29 protein-coding genes are annotated in these 25681 nt (G+C 63.1%); 20 read left to right on the forward strand and 9 right to left on the reverse strand.

What is annotated here, in order from left to right; genetic code table 11:
- Positions 1-57 precede the first annotated feature (57 nt).
- Both typA and BSY16_RS16875 read left to right on the forward strand, forming a co-directional pair.
- Positions 58-1884: a translational GTPase TypA gene (gene typA, locus BSY16_RS16870; protein ID WP_069060741.1), complete on the forward strand. Its 1827-nt coding sequence runs from the start codon at positions 58-60 to the stop codon at positions 1882-1884.
- A gap of 215 nt (positions 1885-2099) precedes the next feature.
- Positions 2100-2606, forward strand: a complete 507-nt coding sequence (locus BSY16_RS16875; RefSeq protein WP_069060742.1) for a GNAT family N-acetyltransferase — start codon at positions 2100-2102, stop codon at positions 2604-2606.
- 1 nt (position 2607) lies between these two features.
- Here BSY16_RS16875 and BSY16_RS16880 read toward each other — a convergent pair whose 3' ends face one another.
- Positions 2608-3222: a hypothetical protein gene (locus BSY16_RS16880; protein WP_069060743.1), complete on the reverse strand. Its 615-nt coding sequence runs from the start codon at positions 3220-3222 to the stop codon at positions 2608-2610.
- Positions 3223-3352: 130 nt separating this feature from the next.
- Here BSY16_RS16880 and ppa point away from each other — a divergent pair, with 130 nt between their 5' ends.
- Positions 3353-3886, forward strand: a complete 534-nt coding sequence (gene ppa / locus BSY16_RS16885) for an inorganic diphosphatase (RefSeq protein ID WP_069060744.1) — start codon at positions 3353-3355, stop codon at positions 3884-3886.
- 93 nt (positions 3887-3979) lie between these two features.
- Here the strand turns inward: ppa and BSY16_RS16890 are convergent, their stop codons facing one another.
- From BSY16_RS16890 to hemC, 7 genes are all read right to left on the reverse strand, one after another.
- On the reverse strand, positions 3980-4273 hold the full coding sequence (locus tag BSY16_RS16890; protein ID WP_069060745.1) for a YggT family protein: 294 nt from the start codon (positions 4271-4273) through the stop codon (positions 3980-3982).
- A gap of 155 nt (positions 4274-4428) precedes the next feature.
- Positions 4429-5145 (reverse strand): glutamine amidotransferase, encoded by a 717-nt coding sequence (locus tag BSY16_RS16895; protein WP_069060746.1) that lies wholly within the window; start codon positions 5143-5145, stop codon positions 4429-4431.
- Positions 5146-5148: 3 nt separating this feature from the next.
- Positions 5149-5637 carry a tellurite resistance TerB family protein gene (locus tag BSY16_RS16900; RefSeq protein WP_069060747.1) on the reverse strand — a complete coding sequence of 163 codons (489 nt, stop codon included), beginning with the start codon at positions 5635-5637 and terminating at the stop codon, positions 5149-5151.
- A gap of 27 nt (positions 5638-5664) precedes the next feature.
- Positions 5665-7296, reverse strand: coding sequence for a heme biosynthesis protein HemY (locus BSY16_RS16905; RefSeq protein ID WP_069060748.1), 1632 nt, complete (start codon positions 7294-7296; stop codon positions 5665-5667).
- A 12-nt stretch (positions 7297-7308) separates the two neighbouring features.
- Positions 7309-8556 carry a COG4223 family protein gene (locus tag BSY16_RS16910; protein ID WP_069060749.1) on the reverse strand — a complete coding sequence of 416 codons (1248 nt, stop codon included), beginning with the start codon at positions 8554-8556 and terminating at the stop codon, positions 7309-7311.
- A gap of 252 nt (positions 8557-8808) precedes the next feature.
- Complete coding sequence (locus tag BSY16_RS16915; RefSeq protein WP_069060750.1) at positions 8809-9534, reverse strand: uroporphyrinogen-III synthase; 726 nt, start codon at positions 9532-9534, stop codon at positions 8809-8811.
- A gap of 3 nt (positions 9535-9537) precedes the next feature.
- Complete coding sequence (hemC, locus tag BSY16_RS16920; protein ID WP_069060751.1) at positions 9538-10467, reverse strand: hydroxymethylbilane synthase; 930 nt, start codon at positions 10465-10467, stop codon at positions 9538-9540.
- 73 nt (positions 10468-10540) lie between these two features.
- Here hemC and tsaD point away from each other — a divergent pair, with 73 nt between their 5' ends.
- The 5 genes from tsaD (at position 10541) to BSY16_RS16945 (ending at position 14108) form a co-directional block, all read left to right on the forward strand.
- Positions 10541-11635 carry a tRNA (adenosine(37)-N6)-threonylcarbamoyltransferase complex transferase subunit TsaD gene (gene tsaD / locus BSY16_RS16925; protein ID WP_069060752.1) on the forward strand — a complete coding sequence of 365 codons (1095 nt, stop codon included), beginning with the start codon at positions 10541-10543 and terminating at the stop codon, positions 11633-11635.
- Positions 11632-12618: an NAD(P)H-dependent glycerol-3-phosphate dehydrogenase gene (locus BSY16_RS16930; protein ID WP_069060753.1), complete on the forward strand. Its 987-nt coding sequence runs from the start codon at positions 11632-11634 to the stop codon at positions 12616-12618. Before tsaD ends, BSY16_RS16930 begins: the two co-directional genes overlap by 4 nt.
- A gap of 32 nt (positions 12619-12650) precedes the next feature.
- Entirely contained in the window at positions 12651-12944 is a 294-nt protein-coding gene (locus tag BSY16_RS16935; protein WP_069060754.1) for a YciI-like protein, read from the forward strand.
- A gap of 5 nt (positions 12945-12949) precedes the next feature.
- A complete protein-coding gene (locus BSY16_RS16940; protein ID WP_069060755.1) occupies positions 12950-13381 on the forward strand; it encodes an EVE domain-containing protein in 432 nt (143 codons plus the stop codon).
- 70 nt (positions 13382-13451) lie between these two features.
- Positions 13452-14108, forward strand: a complete 657-nt coding sequence (locus tag BSY16_RS16945; RefSeq protein WP_069060756.1) for a class I SAM-dependent methyltransferase — start codon at positions 13452-13454, stop codon at positions 14106-14108.
- Here the strand turns inward: BSY16_RS16945 and BSY16_RS16950 are convergent.
- Positions 14089-14547 carry a hypothetical protein gene (locus BSY16_RS16950; RefSeq protein ID WP_150129985.1) on the reverse strand — a complete coding sequence of 153 codons (459 nt, stop codon included), beginning with the start codon at positions 14545-14547 and terminating at the stop codon, positions 14089-14091. The genes BSY16_RS16945 and BSY16_RS16950 overlap by 20 nt on opposite strands.
- Before the next feature lie 300 nt (positions 14548-14847).
- Between BSY16_RS16950 and sdhC the strand changes: the two genes are divergently transcribed.
- The 12 genes from sdhC (at position 14848) to BSY16_RS17010 (ending at position 25679) form a co-directional block, all read left to right on the forward strand.
- On the forward strand, positions 14848-15240 hold the full coding sequence (gene sdhC, locus BSY16_RS16955; RefSeq protein ID WP_069060758.1) for a succinate dehydrogenase, cytochrome b556 subunit: 393 nt from the start codon (positions 14848-14850) through the stop codon (positions 15238-15240).
- Positions 15241-15250: 10 nt separating this feature from the next.
- The gene (gene sdhD, locus BSY16_RS16960) at positions 15251-15631 is read left to right on the forward strand and encodes a succinate dehydrogenase, hydrophobic membrane anchor protein (RefSeq protein ID WP_069060759.1); all 381 of its coding nucleotides are present in this window, start codon (positions 15251-15253) and stop codon (positions 15629-15631) included.
- Between the two features lie 6 nt (positions 15632-15637).
- On the forward strand, positions 15638-17479 hold the full coding sequence (gene sdhA / locus BSY16_RS16965; RefSeq protein WP_069060760.1) for a succinate dehydrogenase flavoprotein subunit: 1842 nt from the start codon (positions 15638-15640) through the stop codon (positions 17477-17479).
- Between the two features lie 7 nt (positions 17480-17486).
- Positions 17487-18047 carry a hypothetical protein gene (locus BSY16_RS16970; RefSeq protein WP_286157150.1) on the forward strand — a complete coding sequence of 187 codons (561 nt, stop codon included), beginning with the start codon at positions 17487-17489 and terminating at the stop codon, positions 18045-18047.
- 12 nt (positions 18048-18059) lie between these two features.
- Entirely contained in the window at positions 18060-18839 is a 780-nt protein-coding gene (locus tag BSY16_RS16975) for a succinate dehydrogenase iron-sulfur subunit (protein ID WP_069060762.1), read from the forward strand.
- A gap of 2 nt (positions 18840-18841) precedes the next feature.
- Positions 18842-19645: a nucleotidyltransferase domain-containing protein gene (locus BSY16_RS16980; protein ID WP_069060763.1), complete on the forward strand. Its 804-nt coding sequence runs from the start codon at positions 18842-18844 to the stop codon at positions 19643-19645.
- Positions 19646-19801: 156 nt separating this feature from the next.
- A complete protein-coding gene (locus BSY16_RS16985) occupies positions 19802-20347 on the forward strand; it encodes a protease inhibitor Inh/omp19 family protein (RefSeq protein ID WP_069060764.1) in 546 nt (181 codons plus the stop codon).
- Between the two features lie 38 nt (positions 20348-20385).
- Positions 20386-21579, forward strand: a complete 1194-nt coding sequence (gene zapE, locus BSY16_RS16990; protein ID WP_069060765.1) for a cell division protein ZapE — start codon at positions 20386-20388, stop codon at positions 21577-21579.
- Positions 21580-21745: 166 nt separating this feature from the next.
- Complete coding sequence (gene mdh / locus BSY16_RS16995; protein WP_069060766.1) at positions 21746-22708, forward strand: malate dehydrogenase; 963 nt, start codon at positions 21746-21748, stop codon at positions 22706-22708.
- Positions 22709-22733: 25 nt separating this feature from the next.
- Positions 22734-23927: an ADP-forming succinate--CoA ligase subunit beta gene (sucC, locus tag BSY16_RS17000; protein WP_069060767.1), complete on the forward strand. Its 1194-nt coding sequence runs from the start codon at positions 22734-22736 to the stop codon at positions 23925-23927.
- 17 nt (positions 23928-23944) lie between these two features.
- Complete coding sequence (gene sucD / locus BSY16_RS17005; protein ID WP_069060768.1) at positions 23945-24847, forward strand: succinate--CoA ligase subunit alpha; 903 nt, start codon at positions 23945-23947, stop codon at positions 24845-24847.
- A 79-nt stretch (positions 24848-24926) separates the two neighbouring features.
- Positions 24927-25679 (forward strand): hypothetical protein, encoded by a 753-nt coding sequence (locus BSY16_RS17010; RefSeq protein ID WP_150129986.1) that lies wholly within the window; start codon positions 24927-24929, stop codon positions 25677-25679.
- The last annotated feature ends 2 nt before the right edge of the window (positions 25680-25681 follow it).

Below are 25681 nucleotides of genomic sequence, written 5' to 3' on the forward strand. Positions count from 1 at the left end.
GACCATTGAAGACGGCGCCCTTATACCCTGCGCGCCCCGAACCTCAGAGATTACACCATGTCTATCCGCAATATCGCGATCATCGCGCACGTCGACCATGGCAAGACCACGCTTGTTGACGAGCTTCTGAAGCAGTCCGGCTCGTTCCGTGAAAACCAGCGCGTTGCCGAACGCGTGATGGACTCGAACGATCTCGAAAAGGAACGCGGCATCACCATTCTCGCCAAGGCGACCTCGGTGGATTGGAAGGGCGTTCGCATCAACATCGTCGACACCCCCGGCCACGCCGACTTCGGCGGCGAAGTGGAGCGTATCCTCTCGATGGTGGACGGCGCGATCGTTCTCGTCGACTCGTCGGAAGGCCCGATGCCGCAGACCAAGTTCGTGGTCGGCAAGGCGCTGAAGGTCGGCCTGAAGCCGATCGTCGCGATCAACAAGATCGACCGTCCGGACGGCCGCCACGAGGAAGTGCTGAACGAGGTCTTCGACCTCTTCGCCAATCTCGACGCCACCGACGAGCAGCTCGACTTCCCGATCCTCTATGGTTCGGGCCGTAACGGCTGGATGAACGTCAACCCGGAAGGCCCGAAGGACGAAGGCATGGCGCCGCTGCTCGACCTCGTGCTGAAGCATGTGCCCGAGCCGACGGTCGCCGACGGTCCGTTCCGTTTGATCGGCACGATCCTCGAAGCCAACCCCTTCCTCGGCCGTATCATCACCGGCCGCATCCATTCCGGCTCGATCAAGCCGAACCAGGCCGTCAAGGTTCTCGGCCAGGACGGCAAGCTCATCGAAACCGGCCGTATCTCGAAGATCCTCGCCTTCCGCGGCATCGAGCGCACGGCGATCGACGAAGCCCATGCGGGCGACATCGTCGCGATCGCTGGTCTCTCCAAGGGCACGGTTGCCGACACGTTCTGCGATCCGTCGGTCACCGAGGCCATGACGGCACAGCCGATCGACCCGCCGACCGTCACCATGTCCTTCATCGTCAACGACAGCCCGCTTGCCGGCACCGAAGGCGACAAGGTGACGAGCCGCGTCATCCGTGACCGCCTGTTCAAGGAAGCCGAAGGCAACGTCGCGCTGAAGATCGAAGAGGCCGAAGGCAAGGATTCGTTCTACGTTTCCGGCCGCGGCGAACTTCAGCTCGCCGTTCTGATCGAGACCATGCGTCGCGAAGGCTTCGAACTGGCCGTGTCGCGTCCGCGCGTCGTCATGCACAAGGACGAGAACGGCACCACGATGGAGCCGATCGAAGAAGTCGTCGTCGACGTCGACGAAGAGCATTCGGGTGTCGTCGTGCAGAAGATGTCCGAGCGCAAGGCCGAGATGACGGAGCTTCGCCCGTCCGGCGGCAATCGTGTTCGCCTGAAGTTCCTGGCGCCGACCCGCGGCCTGATCGGCTACCAGTCGGAACTGTTGACCGACACGCGCGGCACGGCCGTCATGAACCGCCTGTTCCACGACTACCAGCCCTACAAGGGCGCCATCGGTGGTCGCGTCAACGGCGTGCTGCTGTCGAACGCTTCGGGCGAAGCTGTCGCCTATGCCATGTTCAACCTGGAAGACCGCGGCCCGATGATCATCGAGCCGGGCGAAAAGGTCTATGCAGGCATGATCATCGGCATCCACACCCGTGACAACGACCTCGAGGTCAACGTTCTCAAGGGCAAGCAGCTCACCAACATCCGCGCCGCCGGCAAGGATGAAGCCGTGAAGCTGACCCCGCCGATCCGCATGACGCTCGACCGCGCGCTGTCGTGGATCCAGGACGACGAGCTGATGGAAGTGACGCCGAAGTCGATCCGTCTGCGCAAGATGTTCCTCGACGCCAACGACCGCAAGCGATTCGACAAGCAGCGCGCGTCCGGCGCGGCATAAGCCACGCCTTCCCGAAACGGGACATTTTGAACCCCGGCCCCCTGAAATATGGGGGCCGGGGTTTTTCATGTGTGTGCCATCGTTTTACGACTTGTGACGTTTGTTAAAAAAGCGTTAACTTTTCCGCGTGCCATCCGGAACTCGCCTGTGGGCAATGGATGCCATTGCATGGTGCGGGATTCCGATGGAATCGGTGCGGGAATAAGAGTGGTGTTATGAAAACACTGTCGATCGATGTGCGGCGCGCCGAGCCGCAGGACGCGCGCGCGATATCCGAGGTACATCGGGTATCGTGGCTGCAGACCTATGGCGGCCTCATTCCGCATATCCCGCTCAACCAGATGGTCGACCGGCGGGGCGAGACCTGGTGGCGCAAGGCGACACGCGGTCCCGCGACTTTGCTGGTGCTGGATGTTGCCGGTACGGTGGCGGGCTATGCCACACTCGGCCTCAACCGCGCCCGGGCCCTGCCGCAGGAAGGCGAGATCTACGAATTGTATCTGCGCCCGGAGTACCAGGGTATCGGCCTTGGCCGCATGCTGTTCGGCGAGGCGCAACGGCTTTTGAAATCGCTCGGCTGCAACGGCCTGATCGTCTGGTGCCTGGAAGACAGCGAACATGCCGACCGCTTCTTCCGATCCGCCGGCGGCCGCGATATTGCCGAAGGCATGGAAAGTTTCGGCGTGAAGGAACTGAAGAAGGTCGGTTTCGTCTGGCCTTAGGCTATTTCTTGGTCTCCGGCAGATAGCGCATCGGTTCGCCTGCCAGTTTTCCCCTTGTGCCATGCCATTGCGGCTCGCTGACGCCGCAGGCGAAATTGTGCGCTTCCTCGTCCGCGACCGTTCGGGCGCGCGCGTTGGCATCCTTGTTTTCCAGCGCATCGACATAGCCGACGACGCAGCTCGTCGGGTTTTCAGCCGTTGCGACCGTCGAGACGACCAGGACCTGGCCGTAGCGCGTTGTCACGTCGCCGGTGGTTTCCGGATCGGAGACGAACCAGCGGACGATGGTCGCAACCGGCCTGCCATCCGCGCCGAGGCGCCATTCGATCTTCGCGTTGGTGTGGTTGAACGGCCCGAAGCTTTCAAAAGCCTCGTCGAGCCAGATCTTGCTGATCGGGCCGTAGGCCTGGCTCTGGCGGAGGTCACCCTCCTTGAAATAGACAGCAAGATCCTTGTAGCCGTCGCATTGCAGGGTGATGCTCGGGCCTTCGTCGGTTTGCGACAGCGTCTTGCAGGCATCGAGATTGCGCTCGGAATAGGCGCTTTCGTTCGCCTGTGCGAGGGTCGCGACGCAGGCGGCGAGGGTTGTCGCAAGAAGAAAAGCTGTCAGGTGCATGGGTATCCTCCGGTCCTGAGAAGACGAAACATCGCACCGGTCTATTCGGCCCCAGTGAAAGTCATGTTGCGCCGCAGCGGGATTCGCATTAGGAAGCCCGCAATCAACCCAGTGCACTGAGGGAGCCCCCATGCGTATCGATGCGATTTCCGTTGGCAAGAACCCGCCGGACGACGTGAACGTCATTGTCGAGGTGCCGGTCGGCGGCCACCCGATCAAGTACGAAATGGACAAGGAAGCCGGCGCGCTCGTCGTCGACCGTTTCCTCTACACGCCGATGACCTATCCGGGCAATTACGGCTTCGTGCCGCACACGCTGTCGGAAGACGGCGACCCGATCGACGTGCTGATCGCCAACACACGCCCGCTCGTTCCGGGCTGCGTCATCAACGTGCGCCCGATCGGCGTGCTGGTCATGGAAGACGATGGCGGCAAGGACGAGAAGATCATCGCCGTGCCGGTGCCGAAGCTGACCCGCCGTTACGACAAGGTCGAGAACTACACCGACCTGCCGGAAATCTCGCTGAAGCAGATCGAGCACTTCTTCTCGCACTACAAGGATCTGGAGCCCGGCAAGTGGGTGAAGATCGCCGGCTGGGAAGACGTCAACGTCGCCAAGCGGATGATTCTCGAGGCGGTCGACCGCTACAACGCCCAGAAGTAAGCGCCTGCTGCGCTCTTCGAGCCTGAAACAAAAATCCTCCGGGTCGGTGTCGATCCGGAGGATTTTCTTTTCTGAACGTTGTCGACCCTGAGATCAGGACAGAAGGGCGGGCGCCAGCACGCTGCGGATCACCTGCTCCAGGAAGAACAGGATGACGAGCACGACGAGCGGCGACAGATCGACGCCGCCGAAATTCGGCAGGATGCGGCGGATCGGGCGATAGATCGGTTCGGTCAGCTGGTAGAGCGAGCGGCCGATGGTCGCGATCACCTGATTGTTCGCGTTGATGACATTGAAAGCGTAGAGCCAGGAAAAGATCGCCGAGGCGATCACCAGGAACCATGCAATGCTGATGATGAACAATAGGGTGTTGATGACCGCTATCATTGACGTCTCCAATTGGTTTCGTCACGACATGTAGCCATTGCAGGCCCCGCCAGCAAGGCCGGGGTTCATAGGGTGCGGCAACATGTTTAATGCCGGCCTTTGTAACTACGCAATTGCCGGCGTAAAACCGCTTCGCCGGTCTCTTGGAATTGCGCTCAACCCTCGTGAAAAATACGGTCGAGGAAGGCCGTCATCCAGAGGCGCAGGCGCGCGTCATAGAGCAGGCGCCCATCGAGGTGGGCGCGGCCGGCCTGCGCGCCCGGCAGCTCGAAGCGGTGCGCACCGCGCACGACCCAGCGGTGCATCATGGCGAGCGTCAATTCACCGTGGAACTGGATGCCCCAGGCGTTGTCGCCGTAGCGAAAGGCTTGGTTCTCGTAGTGATGGCCGGTGGCGAGCAGTATTGCGCCTGTCGGCAGGTCGAAGCCTTCGCGGTGGAACTGGTAGACCATCTCCGGCCAGGGCATCAGCGCTGTGCCGGCTTCGGTGGCATTCAGCGGATACCAGCCGATCTCCGTCCAGCCGTCCTCGTGGCCGAACACCGTGCCGCCGAGATTTTTCACCAGCATCTGCGCGCCAAGGCAGATGCCGAGGAACGGCTTGTTCTCCGCCAGCGGCACCGAGAGCCAGTCGATTTCCTGCCGGACATAGGGTTCGTCGTCATTGGCGCTCATCGGCCCGCCGAAGACCACGGCGCCGGCATGCTGTTCCAGCGTTTCAGGCAGCGGATCACCCAGCACCGGGCGACGGATATCCAGCGCATGACCCATCTGCTGCAGGATCTGGCCGACGCGGCCGGGGCTCGAGGTCTCCTGGTGCAGCACGATCAGGACAGGGCGCCTGCGGCGCGGGTTTCGCGGGAAATCGAGCATGGCTCAGGCTTCGTCCTGTTCCTCTTTTTCCCCGGCTGCCCCCACACGTCCGGCCACTTCCTGCCGCTTCATGATGCGCTCTCGCCCGGAGACGCCCATCAGGTCGGCAATGCGCCAGATGGCATGATCCTCCATCTCGCTGCGCTCGCCATCTGCATAGACGATCTCCCAGAGCAGGCCGATCAGGTCGACACGCTGCTCTTCCGAAAGCTGGCGTTTCAGCTCGGAGGTGAAGCGGAAGAAATCGATCGCCTCGCTTTCGGCATCCGTGCCGGCGGCGACAAGGGCATCGAGTTCCGCCTCGTCGACACCGTAAAATTCCTTGAAGCGGGCGCGCAGCGCCTTCTTCTCGACCTCAAGCACCTTGCCGTCCGCCTCCATCACCTGGATGCACAGCGCCATGACCGCGACGCGCGGATCATCGGCGGCAAAGGCCGGCTTGTCATCGCCGCCGGAGAGGCTCGCGAGGAATTGCTGCAAGCGTTCGAACATCGATTTTTAGCCCCGTTCCCAAAACCCTCAGAACAGCCTGAAGCCGCTCGTTCCGTCTCGCTTGACTGCCCCTTCCTTGACGCCCGGATCGTCCGGCAGGCCGTAGAAGGGACGTTCTTCCTCTTTTTCCTCCACCGTCTCCACCTTCGCCTTTTCGGACGCCTTTTCAGGTGTCTTGGCCGGCGTAACCGCCTTGAGGGGGATCGGCTCGACCACCGTGGCGATCACCACGGGTGCCTCGGCCTCGGCCCTTTCGACCTTCACCACCTCTTCGACCCGGACGACCGGCTTCGCCTCGATGGCGAGCGGCGGCAAGGTGCGGATGGCCTCGTCGACGGCATCCGTGGAGCCCTCTTCGACCGGCCCCTGCAATTCACTAACCGGTGTCTTCCATTCGAAGGCATCGAGACGGCCGGTGACGGGCGAAACGGCGTGCCATTCCGGCGCCGTGATGCCATCGGCGGTCCAGGCCGGGTCGCGCGGCGCCTTCAACGCCTGGTTCATCCAGTGGCGGATGCGGCCCTGGTCGCCGGTCTCGGCGTCCTCGATGTCGGCGAGCAGCAGGAAGGCGCTTTCGCGCGGCGAAAGGCGTGCGGTGGCCTCCGCCTTGGTGCGGGCAAGCGCGAAGTCGCGGGTTTCCAGCGCGGCCTCGGCAACCGCATAGAGCGCCTCGGCATTGTTCGGCCGCAGCGCTTCCAGCTTCTCCGCCCGCTTCAACCGGTCGGATGCCGAATCGCCGCTGCGGGCGCGGACATAAAGCTTTGCCACGTCGCCATGCGCCGTCGCCTTCCAGAGCTTTTCGAGGATGGTGGCTGCCTTGCGCAGATTGTCCTCGCGCAAATAGGCTTTCGCCTCGATGAGGCCGGCCGGCACGAAGTTTTCGTCGAGCTTCAGCGCCCGATGCGCATCGTCGCGTGCACCCTTGGGGTCGGCGTCGAGTTTTGCAGCGGCGCGGGCGGTCAGCAGCACGGCCCTGCGGCGGGCATGGGCCTTCTTTTCTTCGGGCGAGCCGGTGCGGCCGTCGCCAAGCAGTTTCAGGGCTTCGTCCCAGTCACCCGCGGCGGAGCGGTATTCGAGCGCGGCCTCGGCTGCCCAGGGCAGTTGCGGCGCCTTTTCCGCGGCACGCTCGGCATATTGCCGGGCGGCTTCGTTGGCGCCGAGGCGGCGGGCTTCGAGATAGAGGCCGCGCAGGCCAAGTTCGCGGGTCTCCGGGTCGTCGGCCATCAGCTCGAATTTTTTGCGCGCATCGTCATAGCGGCCTTCGATCATCGCCGCCTGCGCTTCGAGCAGGTGGAGTAGCGGCTCCTGTTCGGCATTGAGCAGGCCCTTGGTACGGCCGAGCATCTTTCGGGCACCGGCGGCGTCGCCGGCACCGGCAGCGATCAGGCCGGTCGACAGGGCCTGGTAGCCGCGGTCGCGCTTGCGGGCGCGAAAATAGCGCTGGATCGAGTGGGGAGACGTCCAGACGACACGCACGATCCACCAGGAGAACATGACGGCGGCGATCAGCGACACGACGAGCGTGGCGGCGACCATCAGGCTCATGTCGGCGCGCTGGCCCTGCCAGATGATCGACAGCTCGCCGGGACGATCGGCAAGCCAGGCAAAGCCGGCGGCGAGGGCGAGAACGAACAGAGCGAAGACCAGAATGCGAATCATGAAGTCTTCTCCTCAGCCCTGGTTGCCGGTGGATGTGCCGGTCATTGCGCCGGAAACGACGCTGCCGATCAGGCCTTCGACAGCGACGCGCTGGTCGAGCGTGCGCTTGTAGTCGACCGCCGCGGCCTGGCCGACGTCCGGCAGGGTCTGCCATTCGATCTGCGCGCCCTTGAAATCGCCGTTCTGCAGCTTGGTCTCGATGCGGGCGACGATGGCTTCGGGTGAATCCCCCTCGACCGTGCCGACCGGCCGCACGCGGATCGCGGAAGCGGCGCTCGACATCAGGCGGTTGAAGATGCCCTGGTCGCCGTCCGGCTGGTGCACGGCATCGAGAATGCCGTCGGCGGTCTTCTGGAAATCGCGCACGAGGTCCGAGCGCGACGGCACGCCGATGGCGGCATGTTCGCGAAGGCCCGCGACGGATGGGTCGTCCGGCGAGATGCTGGCGAAGGCCTCGAGTTCGGCGAGATAGGGGCCGCCACGGTCGATCGCGGTCTTGAGCGCGCTTGCGGCCACGGCGCGCGCCAACTCGGTGTCGTTGCGCGGTTCGTCGAGCTTCTGCTCGGCGGCGGCGATGCGCTCGGTCAACTGGGTTTCGGTGGAGCTGACCGCCTCGGTGGTGCGCGCAACGGCTTCGCGCAGTGCCGTCAGTTCGGTCGTAAGGCGCGTCACGTCGGCTTCGAGCCTGGTGACAGCCTCCGGCGCCGCACCGGCAGCAGCCGTGCCGTCGCCCGCCGAGGTTTCGAGCGCCGCGATGCGGGCCTCGATCGGCTGGAGATCGACCGGGCTGGCGGCCGTGGTTTCGGAGAGCCGGCTTTTCAGCGCCTCGACTTCATTGGAAAGGACAGCAACCGCACTGGTGTCGCCGGCGTGTTCCGGGCCGAGTGCGGGCAGGTAGCCGCCATATTGCAGGCTGCCGGCGCCGAGAAGCGCGATCAGGCCGCCGAGAATGCCGGTAGCAAGCATGCCGGCATTGCTTTTCTGCGGCGGCGGTGGCGTTTGCGCGCGCACCGGTTCCTCATAGGTCGACCGGGCCGGCTCGACCGGGTCCTGCTTTTCCTCGACGACCTCGGGCTCAGCGGCGGCAGTCTCCTCGCCGACCGGTTCCTCGGTTGCGGTTTCCGGTGTGACGGCCTCGGCTTCGGCCTTTTCCTCGGCCGCGAGCGCTTCGTTGCTCACGGAGGCCGGAACCGCCTCCAGGTCGATGGTCACGGGTTCATCGCTGGCCTTCTTGCGACGGGACGGGGTTTCCGGTTCCATGGCGAGCTCCTCGCGTTCATGTGCATTGCATTAAACGTAGACAGGGAAGGCAAGGAGGGAAAGACCCTTGCGGTAAATTCATCCGCCGGCGCCTGCGCTTAGAGTACCGAACAAAACCGCTCGGGGTTGGTTTGCCGGCGCTTTTCGACTGTCGCGTCGTCGTCGACGCCGATAGCATCGACTGCGGGCAGCTCCTCGCGGCAGACGAAAACCTCTCGGCAATCCTCCGCCCGAAGGTTTTGTTCGACACCCCTAGAGCAGATCGAGCAGGCTTTCCTCGTTGGGCGCGATGGCGACGACCGTCAAGGCCGCGAAACGCTGCGGTACGCCGTGGGCGACATTCGGGCTCATGCAGAGCATGAGCGTCGAAAGAAAGCGCTCGGGCATTTCGATCAGCGGCGACAGTTCGAAGAAGGTGCGCGCCGTTTCCCGCGAATAGAACAGCACGGCATCCGGCACCGGCCGGAGGAGGGCCGCCTCCGTTTCGCTGCGTTTGGGGATGCGGGGCACCATGCGGTAGCATTCGACCGTGCGGAAGGGGATGCCGTTTTCCGTGAGACGGGCTTCGAAGGCGGGCGCGCGCGGATTGCCGGCAAGGTAGAGGATCGGTTCGGCCGGCATGCCGAAATCCCGGCAATGTCCGATGATCATGTTGGCCAGATCCCGGCCGTCCCCCTCGGGGGTCAGCACGGTGCGGAAACCGGCCTCTGACGCGGCCTCTGCCGAGGCGCGGCCGACAGAGAAGACGGTGGTTAGCAGGTGTCGGTCGAGTGTCTCGCCGACCATGCCGAAAAGGCGGGCGACTTCCGCGCTGGTGATGGCGATTGCCGAATGGCGCACGGCAAGGGCGGATTTCAGGGCCTCGACATCGTGTTCCGGCGCGGCCAGCGGCAGCAGCCTCGTGTCATGGCCAAGGGCTTCCAGCTTGCGTGCGGTGCGTGCCGCCGCTTTTTGCGGTCGTGTGACGACAACCTGCACGGATCAACCCCAGCTTTCGAAGAAATCCGCTCCCGCCTTGTCGCGGATCGCCCGGCCGGCTTCCTCACCGAGCTGACCAGCATCACCCGCCGGGCCGCTCGTCTCGATCTCGTGATACTGGCTGCCGTCGGGTGTCAGGATCATGCCGCGGAACTGCAGGTGCTCGCCCTCGACCGTCGCATAGCCGGCGATCGGCGTGCGACAGGAGCCGTCGAGCGTGGCGAGGAAGCCGCGTTCGCAGGTGACGGCGGTGCGCGTCGCCCGGTCGTCGATGGCGGCGAGCAGGCCGTTCATGCGATCATCGCCTAGACGGCTTTCGATGCAGATCGCGCCCTGCGCCGGGGCGGGCGGGAAGGAAACGGGATCGAGGATTTCCGTCGGCACGTCGAGCTTGCCGAGGCGCTTGAGACCGGCATAGGCGAGCAGCGTCGCATCGGCCTGGCCTTCGGCGAGTTTTGCGAGGCGCGTTTCGACCTGGCCGCGGAAGACGATGACGTTGAGGTCCGGCCGCAGGCGGCGGATCAATGCCTGGCGGCGAAGTGACGCGGAGCCGACGGTGGCGCCCTGCGGCAGGTCGAGCAGGCGTTTTGCCGCACGGCCGATAAAGGCGTCGCGGACGTCCTCGCGCGGCAGGAAGGCAGAGAGATACAAGCCGTCCGGCAGTTTCGTCGGCATGTCCTTGGAGGAATGCACGGCGAAATCGAGTTCGCCGGAGATGAGTTGCGCCTCGATTTCTTCCGTGAACAGGCCCTTGCCGCCGATCAGCGCCAGGGAACGATCGGTGATGCGATCGCCTTTCGTCGAGAGCACGACGATCTCGAACATTGCTTCCGAAAGACCATGGGCCGCCATCAGGCGCGAACGGGTCTCATGGGCCTGGGCGAGCGCCAGCGGGCTGCCGCGCGTGCCGATCCTGAAAGGTTTTGTTTGCATCCGCCGTAATCCGTTGTTACCGGGATGTCTCGTAACCGGCTTTAAAGCCGCCCGCAATCAATCCTAGTGCTTCATGTCGTCCCAATTGACCATTCTCGGCATCGAAACGAGCTGCGACGAGACCGCCGCTGCCATTGTCGTGCGCGATCCGGACGGAAGGGGCGAGATTCTCGGCGAAGTCGTGCTGAGCCAGCTCGAAGAGCACAGCGCCTATGGCGGTGTGGTGCCTGAGATCGCGGCGCGCGCCCATGTGGAAGCGCTGGACAGCCTGATTGCCGAAGCCCTTTTGCGCGCCGGGCGCTCGCTCAAGGATGTTGATGCCATCGCCGCGACGAGCGGGCCGGGGCTGATCGGCGGGCTCATCGTCGGGCTGATGACGGGCAAGGCGATCGCCCGCGCCACCGGCAAGCCGCTCTATGCCGTCAATCATCTCGAAGGCCATGCGCTGACGGCGCGGCTGACGGACGGGTTGTCGTTTCCCTATCTGATGCTGCTCGTCTCCGGCGGCCATACCCAGCTCGTGCTGATCCGTGGTGTTGACGACTATGAGCGCTGGGGCACGACGATCGACGACGCGCTGGGCGAGGCCTTCGACAAGACGGCCAAGCTGCTCGGCCTGCCCTATCCCGGCGGGCCGGCGGTCGAGCGCATGGCGAAGACGGGCAATGCGGAACGCTTTACCTTTCCGCGCCCTCTCGTCGGCGAGGCACGGCTTGATTTTTCCTTCTCCGGCCTCAAGACCGCGGTGCGCCAGGCGGCACAGTCGATCGAGCCGGTGACGGAGCAGGATATCGCGGATATCTGCGCCTCCTTCCAGCGCGCCGTGTCGCGTACCCTGAAGGACCGCATCGGCCGCGGGCTCGAACGGTTTCGGACGCTCTTTCCCGAAATGGCGACACCGGCGCTCGTCGTTGCGGGTGGTGTTGCGGCAAATGCCGAGCTGCGGTCGACGCTGCAGACGCTCTGCGACAAACACAAATTCCGTTTCATCGCGCCGCCGCTGGCGCTCTGCACCGACAATGCGTCGATGATCGCCTGGGCGGGGCTGGAGCGTATGGCGGCCGGCTTTGCGCCGGATGACCTCGCCGTCGCGCCGCGTTCGCGCTGGCCGCTCGACCGCGAGGCCGCGACGATGCTTGGATCCGGCAAACGGGGAGCCAAGGCATGAGCACCACCCCAAGGATCGCCGTCGTCGGCGCGGGCGCCTTCGGTACGGCGCTGGCAAGCGTGGCCGCGGCGAGCGGCGGCGACGTCACGCTGATCGGTCGTGATGCCGCGGCCGTCGAGGTGATGCGCGCGTCGCGGCGCAACGAGAAGGCATTGCCGGGCATCGACCTGCCGGAAGCGCTGGCCTTCAGCGCCGAGGTTGAAACCGTTCGCGGTGCCGGCATCGTGCTGTTTGCCATGCCCTCGCAGGCGCAGCGCCAGGCGGCGCGGGATCTGGCGCCCCTGCTGGCACCGGGCACGGCCGTCGTCATCTGCGCCAAGGGCATGGAGAAGGGCAGCGGCCGGCTCCTGACGGACGTGCTGGAAGAGGAATTGCCCGGTCGCGAGATTGCGGTGCTGTCCGGCCCCGGCTTTGCGGCCGATATCGCGCGTGGCCTGCCGACGGCGATGGTGATTGCCGCGCGGACGGCGGAGATCGGTGCGGCGCTGGCGCAGGCCCTGTCCGGGCCGACGTTCCGGCTCTATCCGTCGACGGACCGGATCGGCGTGCAGCTTGGCGGCGCCTTGAAGAATGTGCTGGCGATCGCCTGTGGCATCATCGAGGGCGCCGAGCTCGGTGATTCGGCGCGCGCAGCCTTGATTTCGCGCGGGCTTGCGGAACTGTCGCGCTTCGTTGCGGCGCATGGCGGGGAGGGCAACACGGTGACGGGGCTTTCCGGCCTCGGCGATCTCGTGCTGACCGGCACGAGCCACCAGTCGCGCAACCTGCGCTTCGGCATCGCGCTCGGCCGCGACGGCAATGCCGCCGGCTGGTCCGGCGATCTCGTCGAGGGCGCCTTTGCCGCTTCGGTTGCCGCCGGCGTTGCCGTGCAAAAGGGTATCGACATGCCGATCACCGATGCGGTCGCCCGCATCATCGATGGCACGCTCGACGTGAAGACAGCGATCGGGCAATTGATGACGCGCCCGATCACCCAGGAATGACAAGGCCAGAAAAACAAGAGAAGGATTGTTTCATGCTTTTCGCATTCACCTGCGCAGACAAGCCTGGTGCACTTCAGGTGCGCCTCGATACACGGCCTGAACACGTCGCCTATCTCAACGCGCTCAATGCGGGCGGAAAACTCGCCTTTGCCGGCCCGTTTCTCGGTGACGACGGCAAGCCGACCGGCAGCCTCGTCGTGGTCAAGGCCGAGACGATCGAAGAGGCGCGGCAGATCGCCGACAACGACCCCTATGCCAAGGCTGGCCTGTTCGCCTCCGTCGAGGTGAAGGCCTGGAACTGGGTCTTCAACAATCCGGAGGCCTGAGACACATGGCATATTGGCTCTACAAGTCCGAACCCTTCAAATGGTCCTGGCAGATGCAGAAGGATGCCGGTGAAGCGGGCACCGAATGGACCGGCGTGCGCAACTATCTGGCGCGCAACCACATGCGGGCGATGAAGGTCGGCGACAAGGGCTTCTTCTATCATTCGAATGAAGGGCTGGAGATCGTCGGCTTCACGGAAGTCTGTGCGCTGTCGCATCCGGATTCGACGGCCGGCGAGGATCCTCGCTGGGATTGCGTCGATATCCGCGCGCTGCAGGATATGCCGAAGCCGGTGACGCTGAAGGATATCAAGGCCAATCCCAAGCTTTCCAACATGGCGCTCGTTACCTCCATGCGTCTTTCGGTGCAGCCGGTGACCGAGGACGAGTGGATCGAGGTCTGCCGTATGGGTGGGCTCTCCAAGCCGCCGCGCTAATGCTTCGCCTTTTTTGTTCTCCGCATCGTCTTCCCGAAAACCGGTTCCCCCTTTTCGGGACGATGCTTCGGTGAAAACCCACCCCGAAGTCTTCATCCGCGAGAACACCGACGTGCTGTCGCCGCCGCATGTGCCGGAGGTCAAGCTCAGGCTTGCCACCGAGGCGCATGAGCTCTGGCTGAAGACGGAGGAGGAGCTGGAGGCCATCGGCCTGCCGCCGCCGTTCTGGGCCTTTGCCTGGGCCGGCGGGCAGGGGCTGGCTCGCCATGTGCTGGATCATCCGTCCCTCGTGGCGGGGCGGTCCGTGCTGGATTTTGCCAGCGGCTCCGGCCTTGTCGGCATTGCGGCGCGCCTGTCCGGTGCTGCATCCGTGCTGGCAGCGGATATCGATCCCTGGAGCGAAACCGCCATCCGGCTCAATACGGCGCTGAATGGCGTGGAGCTCGCCTCTACCGCAGAAAACCTGGTGGGCCGGGACGAGGGCTGGGATGTCGTGCTTGCCGGCGACGTGTTTTATGACCGCGCCTTTGCGGACGTCCTCATCCCGTGGTTTTCCGCCCTTGCGGCGCGCGGGGCGATGGTGATCGTCGGTGACCCGGGCCGCGCCTATTGCCCGCGCGAGCGCATGGAAGCGCTCGCGACCTATACGGTGCCGGTGACGCGGGCGCTGGAGGACAGCGAGGTCAAGAAAACCACCGTCTGGCGGTTCAGGAACCCGGCCGGATGACGCAGACGCCGGCTTCCCACGAACAACCATCCTGGCCGGGCGTGACCGTAATCACCTTGGGCCTGCGGTTTTCGACGAACGGCGCATCGATCAGGTCGTCAGAATAGCGGTCCCTGTCGATGTAGAAATACAGGCCGTTGCCGGGATCGCGGTAGGCCGAGATGGCGCCGCCGTAGAAGTTGCGGTCCTGCCGCCAATGGCGATCGCGATTGCGCTCCACCCGGCGCTCATAACGGTTTCGGTCGCGCGGTCGCCATTCGCGACGGTCGCGCTGCGTCGTGACGCGGCCGCTGATGTTGTCCTGCGACCATTCGGAACCGCCCGACCATCCGACATCGGAATTGCGGTCGCTCGCCTGTGCGGCCGTCATGCCGCCCGCTGCCAATGCGACCGAAAGCACTAGAACTTTCGTCGCACGGGATACTGAAAACAGACTCATTCTGTCCTGCCTTTCGGATTACGCTTAACAAATCCTTAACGGCAAGATGGGGCAGGGCCGGGCAAAAGTCACGGATTTGGTTATGAATTTTGGCGTTATCGTTAATTGGCGGAAAGCGTCTCGAAATGGCGCAAACGACGACTGCCGTATAATCGATTAAATTCATTTTGCAGTGCAATGAGGCTTGTGGTCCCGCCCTCTGGTGAGTAAACGTCGCACTCACTACATTGTGCACAACATACTGCAATTCCGGAGAAAATTTGTCCAGTTTTTGGCTCTCCGGGGTTCCGTGAGGTTCAGATGGCGAATGTCACTCGAAGCCGGCCGCTCTCGCCGCATCTCCAGGTCTACAAACCGATCCCGACGATGGTCATGTCCATCGTGCATCGCATCACCGGTGCCGCACTCTACTTCGGTACCGTGCTGGTCGCCTTCTGGCTGATTGCGGCTGCGTCCGGTGAAGCCTATTTCGAATGGGCCAACTGGCTGTTCGGCTCGCTGATCGGCCGACTCGTGCTGTTCGGCTACACCTGGGCGCTGATGCAGCACATGCTGGGCGGCCTTCGCCACTTCATGTGGGACATGGGCCACGGCTACGAGAAGAATTTTTCCACCAAACTCGCCATCGCAACCCCGGTCGTCTCCGTCGCCCTGACGCTGCTGATCTGGATCGTGGCCTACCTGGCCCGCTGAGGAGAGCCCCATGGACATGCGCACGCCCCTCGGCAAGGTTCGCGGCCTCGGCTCGGCAAAGGACGGCACGGAGCATTTCTGGCGCCAGCGCCTGACGGCCGTCGCCAACGTTCCGCTCATCCTGTTCTTCGTCGGTTTCCTCATCTGCTACAACGGCGCGTCCTATGCCGACGTCACCGCAGCACTCTCGAACCCGATCGTCGCCGTCCTCATGGGCCTTGTCGTCGTTTCCGGCCTCATCCACATGAAGCTCGGCATGCAGGTCATCATCGAGGACTACGTGCATGCGGAAGGCATCAAGATCGGCCTTCTCATGCTCAACACCTTCTTCGCGATTCTCGTCGGCGGGCTCTGTCTTTTCGCCGTCCTCAAAATCGCTTTCGCAGGATAATCCATCATGGCAGCGATCTCCTCCCCGGCGGCCAACGGCAAGGCCTATAACTATGTGGACCACTCCTTCGACGTGATCGTCGTCGGCGCCGGCGGTGCGGGTCTGCGCGCCACGCTCGGCATGGCCGAACAGGGCCTCAAGACCGCCTGCATCACCAAGGTTTTCCCGACGCGTTCGCACACCGTCGCCGCCCAGGGCGGCATTGCGGCTTCGCTGCAGAACATGACGCCGGATTCTTGGCAGTGGCACCTCTACGACACCGTTAAGGGCTCCGACTGGCTCGGCGACGTCGACGCCATGCAGTATCTCGCCATGGAAGCGCCGAAGGCGGTCTACGAACTGGAGCATTACGGCGTGCCGTTCTCGCGCAATGCGGAAGGCAAGATCTACCAGCGGCCGTTCGGCGGCCATATGCAGAATTATGGCGAAGGCCCGCCGGTGCAGCGCACCTGTGCCGCCGCCGACCGGACCGGCCACGCCATCCTGCACACGCTCTACGGCCAGTCGCTGCGCAACAATGCGGAATTCTTCATCGAGTATTTCGCGCTCGACCTGATCATGGCCCCCGACGGCCGCTGCACCGGCGTCGTCGCCTGGAACCTCGATGACGGCACGATCCACCGCTTCGCCGCCAAGATGGTGGTGCTGGCGACCGGCGGCTACGGCCGCGCCTATTTCTCCGCCACCTCGGCGCATACCTGCACGGGCGACGGCGGCGGCATGATCGCGCGTGCCGGCCTGCCGCTGCAGGACATGGAGTTCGTGCAGTTCCACCCGACCGGCATCTATGGCGCTGGCTGCCTCATCACCGAGGGCGCGCGCGGCGAAGGCGGCTATCTCGTCAATTCGGAAGGCGAGCGCTTCATGGAGCGTTATGCCCCGTCGGCGAAGGACCTAGCGTCGCGCGACGTCGTCTCGCGCTGCATGACGATGGAAATCCGCGAAGGCCGCGGCGTCGGCAAGAACAAGGACCACATCTATCTGCATCTCGACCATCTCGATCCGGCCGTTCTGCACGAGCGCCTGCCGGGCATTTCCGAGAGCGCAAAAATCTTTGCCGGTGTCGACGTGACGCGCGAGCCGATCCCGGTCCTGCCGACCGTGCATTACAACATGGGCGGCGTGCCGACCAACTACTGGGGTGAAGTGCTGAACGCCAACAGCGAGAACCCGGAGCGCATCGCGCCCGGCCTGATGGCTGTCGGCGAAGCCGGCTGTGCCTCGGTGCACGGCGCAAACCGCCTCGGTTCCAACTCGCTGATCGACCTTGTGGTGTTCGGCCGTGCCGCTGCCATCCGCGCCGGCCAGGTGATCGACCGCGTCGGCTCCGTGCCAGCACTCGACATTGCCGCCTGCGACAAGATAATGGACCGCTTCGACCGCCTCAGGAACGCCAATGGCGGCACGCCGACGGCGATCCTGCGCGACAAGATGCAGCGTACCATGCAGGACGACGCGGCGGTGTTCCGCACCCAGGAATCGCTCGAAAGCGGCTGCAAGCGCATGACGGCGATCTGGAAGGAACTGCCGGATATCAAGGTCACCGACCGCTCGATGATCTGGAACTCCGACCTCGTCGAGACGCTGGAGCTGGAAAACCTGATGGCAAACGCCATCACCACGGTCTACGGTGCCGAAGCGCGCAAGGAGAGCCGCGGCTCGCATGCCCGCGAAGACTATGTCGATGGCCCCTTCGCCGGCCGCGACGACGTCAACTGGCGCAAGCACACTTTGTCCTGGGTAAACGAGGCGGGCGACGTGACGCTCGACTACCGCCCGGTGCACACCGACCTCATCGCGGACGGGATCGATCCCCAAAAGATCGCGCCCAAGGCCCGCGTGTATTGAGGCAATGATGGCGCGCCGTGGTATTTTGTCTATCACGGCCGTAGCGGCGGGCGCCTCAATGCTCGCGGGATGTTCGTACCTGTTTGTGAGCGGTGTTGAGGGAGCTTACACTGCGACCGGATTCCCGCTTCACGGCCAGGTTTCGTCCCGGGATGAGCGGGAGGGCGGAACTCTCCGGATTGGCTCGGTATGGAAACAAGAGTGCGAAGGTGAGTACGTGGTATCGGTAGAAGGGGCATCCATGTTTGGGGTGTCCATGAAGGACCGAATTTACCGAGGGCAGATTTATTGTCTCGACGGTCGAGTGGGGCGTTTTGAACTTGTTTCGGCAAGAAAAGGGCGGACAGGTTCGATCAAGGGTGAAATCGGTGGTGACGCGTTTCAGCTCCGCCTGATCCAGCCCAAGCGAGAGAAATGCGACAACGATGAATGCCGATGGGGATTGAAGTGGACGTACGAGAACGAACGCAGAGACATGCAGGCCTACCGCAAGGTTGAAGCCGAGCACAAAGCCCGGCTTCAAAAGCCCGAGACCGACAAAGCCGTTCGGTCCGTCGATGGTATGTAAGGACTAGGACAGATGGTTGAACTCGCTCTCCCGAAAAACTCGCAGATGACCGAAGGCAAGGTCTGGCCGAAGCCGGCCGGCGCCACGAACACCCGCGAGTTCCGCATCTATCGCTGGAACCCGGACGACGGGAAGAACCCGTCGATCGACACCTTCACCATCGACGTCGACGATTGCGGCCCGATGGTGCTGGACGCGCTGCTCTATATCAAGAACAAGATCGACCCGACGCTGACGCTGCGCCGCTCCTGCCGTGAAGGTATCTGCGGCTCCTGCGCCATGAACATCGACGGCACCAACACGCTTGCCTGCACCAAGGGCATGGACGAGGTGAAGGGCACGGTAAAGGTCTATCCTCTGCCGCATATGCCTGTCGTGAAGGACCTCGTTCCCGACCTCACCAACTTCTATGCCCAGCACCGCTCGATCGAGCCGTGGCTCAAGACCGTGTCGCCGGCGCCGGCCAAGGAATGGAAGCAGAGCCACGAGGACCGCCTCAAGCTCGACGGCCTCTACGAGTGCATCCTGTGCGCCTGCTGCTCGACCTCCTGTCCGAGCTACTGGTGGAACGGCGACCGCTATCTCGGCCCCGCCGTCCTCCTCCAGGCCTATCGCTGGCTGATCGACAGCCGCGACGAAGCGACGGGCGAGCGCCTCGACAATCTGGAAGACCCCTTCCGCCTCTATCGCTGCCACACCATCATGAACTGCGCCCAGGCCTGCCCGAAGGGGCTGAACCCGGCGAAGGCCATCGGTGAAATCAAGAAGATGATGGTCGAGCGCCGTCTCTGAGCATGCTGGACGGTTTCGCACCCGAAATCGTCGCAGAGATTCGCCGTCGTCTGGACAGCGTGCGGGCGCAGGGCATTCGGATTGGTTTTGCCATCGAAAGCGGCAGTCGCGCCTGGGGGTTCCCTTCGCCTGACAGCGACTATGATTGCCGTTTCGTTTATGTGCGGCCGGTGAAGGACCACCTGAGTTTACAGGTGGTCCGCGACGTCATCGAGTTTCCGATTGTCGGCCTTGTCGATACGGGGGGCTGGGACCTTCGCAAGGCGCTTCTTCTCGCCCTTTCGGGCAATGCCGTGATCATCGAGTGGCTGAAATCGCCGCTGGTCTACGAGGAAGAAGCGGGCTTCCGTGCTCGACTGTCTGCGCTGCTCGACGAGATCGTCGAGCCGCAGAGAGTGGCGAAGCACTATGTCGGGCTTCTGCAAAAACACGCTGACGATAGCCTGCTCGAATCGGCCAGATTGAAGAAGTTCCTTTACGCGCTTCGCCCCGCAATCGCGCTTACCTGGATGTCGGCTCGGGATTTCACGTCGCTGCCGCCGATGAACATGGTGGAATGCATGGAGGGTGTAGTGCTTCCGGATGAGGTCACGCGCGAAACCTTGCTGCTCATAGACACCAAGAAACGGACACGGGAGATGGGTGAGGGCTTGCCACATCCGGTCTTGCGGGCCTTCGTGGCGGAGACCCACGCGCGCTTCGTCCATACGGATAAGCAGCTACTAAAAACTGCGCCCGATATCGACTGGCGAAAAGAAAAGGCGAATGCGTTCTACCGAGCCGAAGTTCTTAGCGGGCCGTCCTAGAGAGTGTCGGCAAGTTTACTGCGCGTAAAGTAAACGTGTGACAGACTCCGTGAACTCGAAACATGCTCACCGACACTTGATTTAAACCAACGATTCACGCTAATTCGCCATGATTGTCGCGTATGCACGGCATCGCACGAAGGCAGGAGTATCGACATGCGGATTGTACATGTGGCAGGCGGGCTGATGATGGCGCTTGCTCTGGCCGGTTGCCAGCGGACTTCGTCGATGGACAGCGTGAATACGCAGCAGAACCTCACGCCGCTGGAAGCCCAGCCGATCGGGACTGTCCAGTCGAGCCAGCTTCCGGACCCGACCACCGATACCTCGCAGTTCCCGGCAAAGCCGACGACCGACACGGCGATGGCGACGGGCACCGCTGTTGCCGGCGGCACGGTGGATGCGGCGGCGGCGACGGCGCTTGATGTCACCAAGGAATCCATGGTCGGCAACTGGCGCGTGGCAAGCGGCCCGTCCTCCTGCGACATGTTCCTGACGCTCACCAACCTTGGCGGCGGCTCGCGCGGCGGCACGCGCGGTTGTGCCGGCGAACTGACGGCGATGGGCTCCTGGGAAGTTGCCGGCAAGCAGGTCGTGCTGAAAGACCGTGCCGGCAACGCGATCGCGCGCCTCTACAAGTCGGCGGATGCCCGCTTCAACGGCACGACCAATTCGGGCCAGCCCGTCAGCCTTTCTCGCTGATCCCCCTCCGATCTCTCCGATACGGGTAGCCTCCGCCTATGGGCAAGGACTGGGACAGGGGTTCGACGCATCCGGACCATGGCGTTTCGGATCGGCTTGAAGCGCTTGTCGCAAGCGGCGAGTTGAAGCCCGACCCGGCCCAGAGGGCGATGGCGGCGCGTTTCGACCGCCTGCTTGTCGAGCTTCATGCCCAGCGGCCGGCCCGCAAGTCGAGCGCGCTCGGCTGGCTCTTCGCCTCCCGCAAGCCCGAGACCGTCAGTGCGCCCAAGGGGCTCTACATTCATGGCGGCGTCGGGCGCGGCAAGACCATGCTCATGGACATGTTCTTCGAGCAGGCGCGGGTGAAGCGCAAGCGCCGCGCGCATTTCCATGAATTCATGGCCGATGTGCACGACCGCATCCACAAACATCGCCAGAAGCTGAAGGCCGGCGAGACCAAGCAGGCCGATCCCGTGCCGCCGGTCGCCGAAAGCCTGATCGAGGAGGCGCGGCTTCTCTGCTTCGACGAATTTTCCGTGACCGACATTGCCGACGCGATGATCCAGTCGCGTCTCTTCGGCGAACTGTTCCGGCGTGGCTGCATTCTGGTCGCGACGTCGAATGTCGAGCCGGACAATCTTTATCGGGATGGGCTGAACCGCAGTCTTTTCCTGCCGTTCGTCGATCTTCTCAAGCAATATGTCGAGATCGTGCCGCTCGATTCCCTGACGGATTACCGGCTGGAGAAGGACAGCGGCCTGCCGGTCTTCCGCTATCCGCTGAGCGCCGAAGCCGATATGGCGATGGATGCGGCATGGCGGCGCGAGACGGCGGGCAGGACGGTTGCGCCCGAGACGATTTCCTTCCGGGGCAGAAAAATAGCCGTGCCGCAGGCGGCGGGCCGCGTTGCCCGCTTCTCCTTCGCCGATCTCTGCGAGCGGCCGCTGGGCGCGGCTGACTATCTCGAAATCCTCGCGCATTACGACACGCTGTTCGTCGATCATGTGCCCTTGCTCGGGGCGGAAAAGCGCAACGAGACGAAGCGCTTCATCAACCTCGTCGATACGATCTACGACCATCGCGCGCGGCTCTTCGCTTCGGCTGCGGCGGCACCGGAGAGCCTGCTGGCGACCCGCAAGGGCACGGAAGGTTTCGAGTTCGACCGCACGGTGTCGCGCCTCATCGAGATCCGCAGCACCGAGTATCTGGCCGACCACAAGGCCCGTTACACCAATGACGTGACGAAAGCGTGACGGCAATTCTTACGTTTACGTAAGAATTTTTGCATCTAACCGATTGAAAAGCTTCACTCCAAAAGTAGGTGTTGAATTTTTAACGCGAGGGGCGTAAGCCCTTGCGCCGAAAGGTCCTGCAATTGCGACATTCGGGACCTGTTGATCGGAGCAAGAGGAAGCTTTCATGGCCCGCAAGAAGATCGCACTTATTGGTTCTGGAATGATCGGTGGCACGCTGGCGCATCTCGCCGGCCTGAAGGAACTGGGCGACATCGTCCTCTTCGACATCGCCGACGGCATTCCGCAGGGTAAGGGCCTCGACATCGCCCAGTCCTCGCCGGTCGAAGGTTTCAATGCCTCGCTGACGGGTGCAAGCGACTACGCCGCAATCGAAGGCGCCGATGTCTGCATCGTCACCGCCGGTGTTGCCCGCAAGCCCGGCATGAGCCGCGACGACCTGCTCGGCATCAACCTCAAGGTCATGGAACAGGTCGGCGCCGGCATCAAGAAGTACGCGCCGAACGCCTTCGTCATCTGCATCACCAACCCGCTCGACGCGATGGTCTGGGCGCTGCAGAAGTTCTCCGGCCTGCCGAAGAACATGGTCGTCGGCATGGCCGGCGTGTTGGATAGCGCCCGCTTCCGCCTCTTCCTCTCCGAAGAATTCAAGGTCTCCGTGCAGGACGTCACCGCCTTCGTTCTCGGCGGCCACGGCGACACGATGGTGCCGCTCGCCCGCTACTCGACCGTCGGCGGCATTCCGCTGACCGACCTCGTCAAGATGGGCTGGGTCACCAAGGAACGCCTCGAAGAAATCATCCAGCGCACCCGTGACGGCGGCGCCGAAATCGTCGGCCTGCTCAAGACCGGCTCGGCCTATTACGCACCGGCCGCTTCGGCGATCGAAATGGCCGAATCCTTCCTCAAGGATAAGAAGCGCGTGCTGCCCTGCGCCGCCTACCTTTCCGGCCAGTACGGCGTGAAGGACATGTATGTCGGTGTGCCCACCATCATCGGCGAAGGTGGTGTCGAGCGCATCATCGAGGTCGAGTTCAACAAGGCCGAACAGGAAGCCTTCGAAAAGTCGGTCGGTGCCGTTGCGGGTCTTTGCGAAGCCTGCATCAACATCGCCCCTTCGCTGAAGTAATCCGGTATCAGGATAGGATTCCCCTATGAACATTCATGAATATCAGGGCAAGGCTCTGCTGAAGAGCTTTGGCGCCCCGGTCGCCGAGGGCGTTGCCATCTTCTCCGCCGACGAGGCGGAAGCGGCTGCGAAGTCGCTGCCCGGCCCGCTCTACGTGGTGAAGAGCCAGATCCACGCCGGCGGCCGCGGCAAGGGCAAGTTCAAGGAACTCGGCCCCGACGCCAAGGGTGGTGTGCGCCTCGCCTTCTCGATCGAGGAAGCCAAGGCCCACGCCAAGGAAATGCTTGGCAACACGCTCGTCACCGCGCAGACCGGCCCGGCCGGCAAGCAGGTGAACCGCCTCTATATCGAGGATGGCGCCGACATCGACCGTGAACTCTACCTGTCGCTGCTCGTCGACCGCTCCGTCGGCCAGGTTGCCTTCGTCGTTTCGACCGAAGGCGGCATGGACATCGAGGCTGTCGCCCACGACACGCCGGAAAAGATCCTCACCGTTGCGATCAACCCGGAAGCCGGCGTTACCGCCGACGACCTGGCGAAGCTCACCTCGGCCCTGAAGCTTGAAGGCGAAGCCAAGGCCGACGCCGAAAAGCTCTTCCCGATCCTCTACAAGGCCTTTGTCGAGAAGGACATGAGCCTGCTCGAGATCAACCCGCTGATCGTCATGAAGAACGGCCGCATGCGCGTTCTCGACGCCAAAGTCTCGTTCGACGGCAACGCGCTGTTCCGCCATGACGACATCAAGGCGCTGCGCGACGAAACCGAAGAAGACGCCAAGGAAATCGAGGCCTCCAAGTGGGACCTCGCCTATGTGGCGCTCGACGGCAACATCGGCTGTATGGTCAACGGTGCCGGCCTCGCCATGGCGACGATGGACATCATCAAGCTGTACGGCAAGGAGCCGGCGAACTTCTGCGACGTCGGCGGTGGTGCCGGCAAGGAGAAGGTCGCGGCGGCCTTCAAGATCATCACGGCCGACCCGAAGGTCGAGGGCATCCTCGTCAACATCTTCGGCGGCATCATGAAGTGCGATGTCATCGCTGAAGGCGTCGTCGCAGCCGTGCAGGAAGTGGGCCTCAAGGTTCCGCTGGTCGTTCGTCTCGAAGGCACGAATGTCGAACTTGGCAAGAAGATCCTGAACGAATCGGGCCTGGCGATCACCGCCGCCGACGATCTGGACGATGCTGCCAAGAAGATCGTTGCCGCGATCAACGGCTAATTGAAGGACCTGACCTCATGTCGATTCTCGTCAACAAGAACACCAAGGTCCTCGTTCAGGGCCTGACCGGCAAGACCGGTACCTTCCACACCGAGCAGGCGCTCGCCTATTACGGCACGCAGATGGTCGGCGGTATCCACCCGAAGAAGGGCGGCGAAACCTGGACCGGCTCGAAGGGCGAAAGCCTGCCGATCTTCGCCTCGGTTGCCGAAGCCAAGGAAAAGACCGGTGCGGACGCTTCCGTGATCTACGTTCCGCCGGCCGGCGCCGCGGACGCCATCATCGAGGCGATCGAAGCGGAAATCCCCTTCATCACCTGCATCACCGAAGGCATTCCGGTTGCCGACATGGTGCGCGTCAAGGCTCGCCTCGACCGCTCCTCCTCGCGCCTGCTTGGCCCGAACTGCCCGGGCATCCTGACGCCGGAAGAATGCAAGATCGGCATCATGCCGGGCTCGATCTTCCGCAAGGGTTCGGTCGGTATTGTTTCGCGCTCCGGCACGCTTACCTATGAAGCCGTCTTCCAGACCTCCAACGAAGGCCTCGGCCAGACGACGGCTGTCGGCATCGGCGGCGACCCGGTCAAGGGCACCGAATTCATCGACGTGCTGGAGATGTTCCTGGCGGACGACGCCACGACCTCCATCATCATGATCGGCGAAATCGGCGGCTCGGCTGAAGAAGATGCGGCGCAGTTCCTCATCGACGAAGCCAAGAAGGGCCGCAAGAAGCCGATGGCCGGCTTCATCGCGGGCCGTACCGCACCGAAGGGCCGCACCATGGGCCACGCCGGCGCTGTCGTTTCCGGCGGCAAGGGCGACGCGGAATCCAAGATTTCCGCAATGGAAGCCGCGGGCATCCGCGTCTCGCCGTCGCCGGCACGCCTTGGCAAGACGCTGGTCGAAGTCCTGAAGGGCTGAGGCGGTGTTGCGGGTCCCGCGCATAAGCAGAACTAAAGCCAGGTCGCAGGACGCGATCTGGCCTAGCTTTCGCGCGGGATTGCAACTCTCAAGCCTATTCGAGCTTGAAACACCGGGTTATGACTTTGATTCCTGCGGTATTTCCGATTTGGATCAAAGACGTGCCTTTGAGGCGATTGTCCGTCTCTTTTGCGCGATGATTGCCCTAGAAGGTGACCTTCCAAAAACATCTCCAAAGGAGACGTTTTTGGAGATGCGGGATTTTCTGGAGAGAAATGGGTGGGCGACCGGCGATGAACGCGCCCGAGATCTCCTCCTCAATGTCCGTGCCACGCGGAACGCAATCGCTGCCACCGGTCCGTTGCATTATAATCAGGCAGCGGAGTTCCAAGGTCAGCGGGAACAATTGCGTAAGCGGTACTGGATCGAGAGTGTTGATCGGGCCGATGATGAATTTCTTTGTGAAGCGGTTCTGACGAGTCGCTTCCTCGGGAATACTGCAGTCCATTTGCGCTCACGTATAAATGGACCCGTTCGTGAAATGATCCTGCTCTTGGCGTTTGATACGAATTTTGAACGCTTCATAACTCCGTTCATCAGATCCGAATACATCTGGATCATGTCTCGCATGAAGTACTCGGCTTCTTACTCCGATTCGAACAGCGATCCGGGCTGTGTCAAGATTGACGGTCGCGTCGGAGGACGCGACGGTTCGGCAGTGTGTTTGGATTGTTTCGAATCCGGCTCCTACATAACGCAAACGTGCGATAAATTGGGTATTCCCCACGCATCAACTCAACTGTTCCTCGAGTATCACGAGAGGTATCTTTAGCT

Source organism: Sinorhizobium sp. RAC02, from assembly GCF_001713395.1.
Taxonomy (GTDB): Bacteria; Pseudomonadota; Alphaproteobacteria; order Rhizobiales; family Rhizobiaceae; genus Shinella.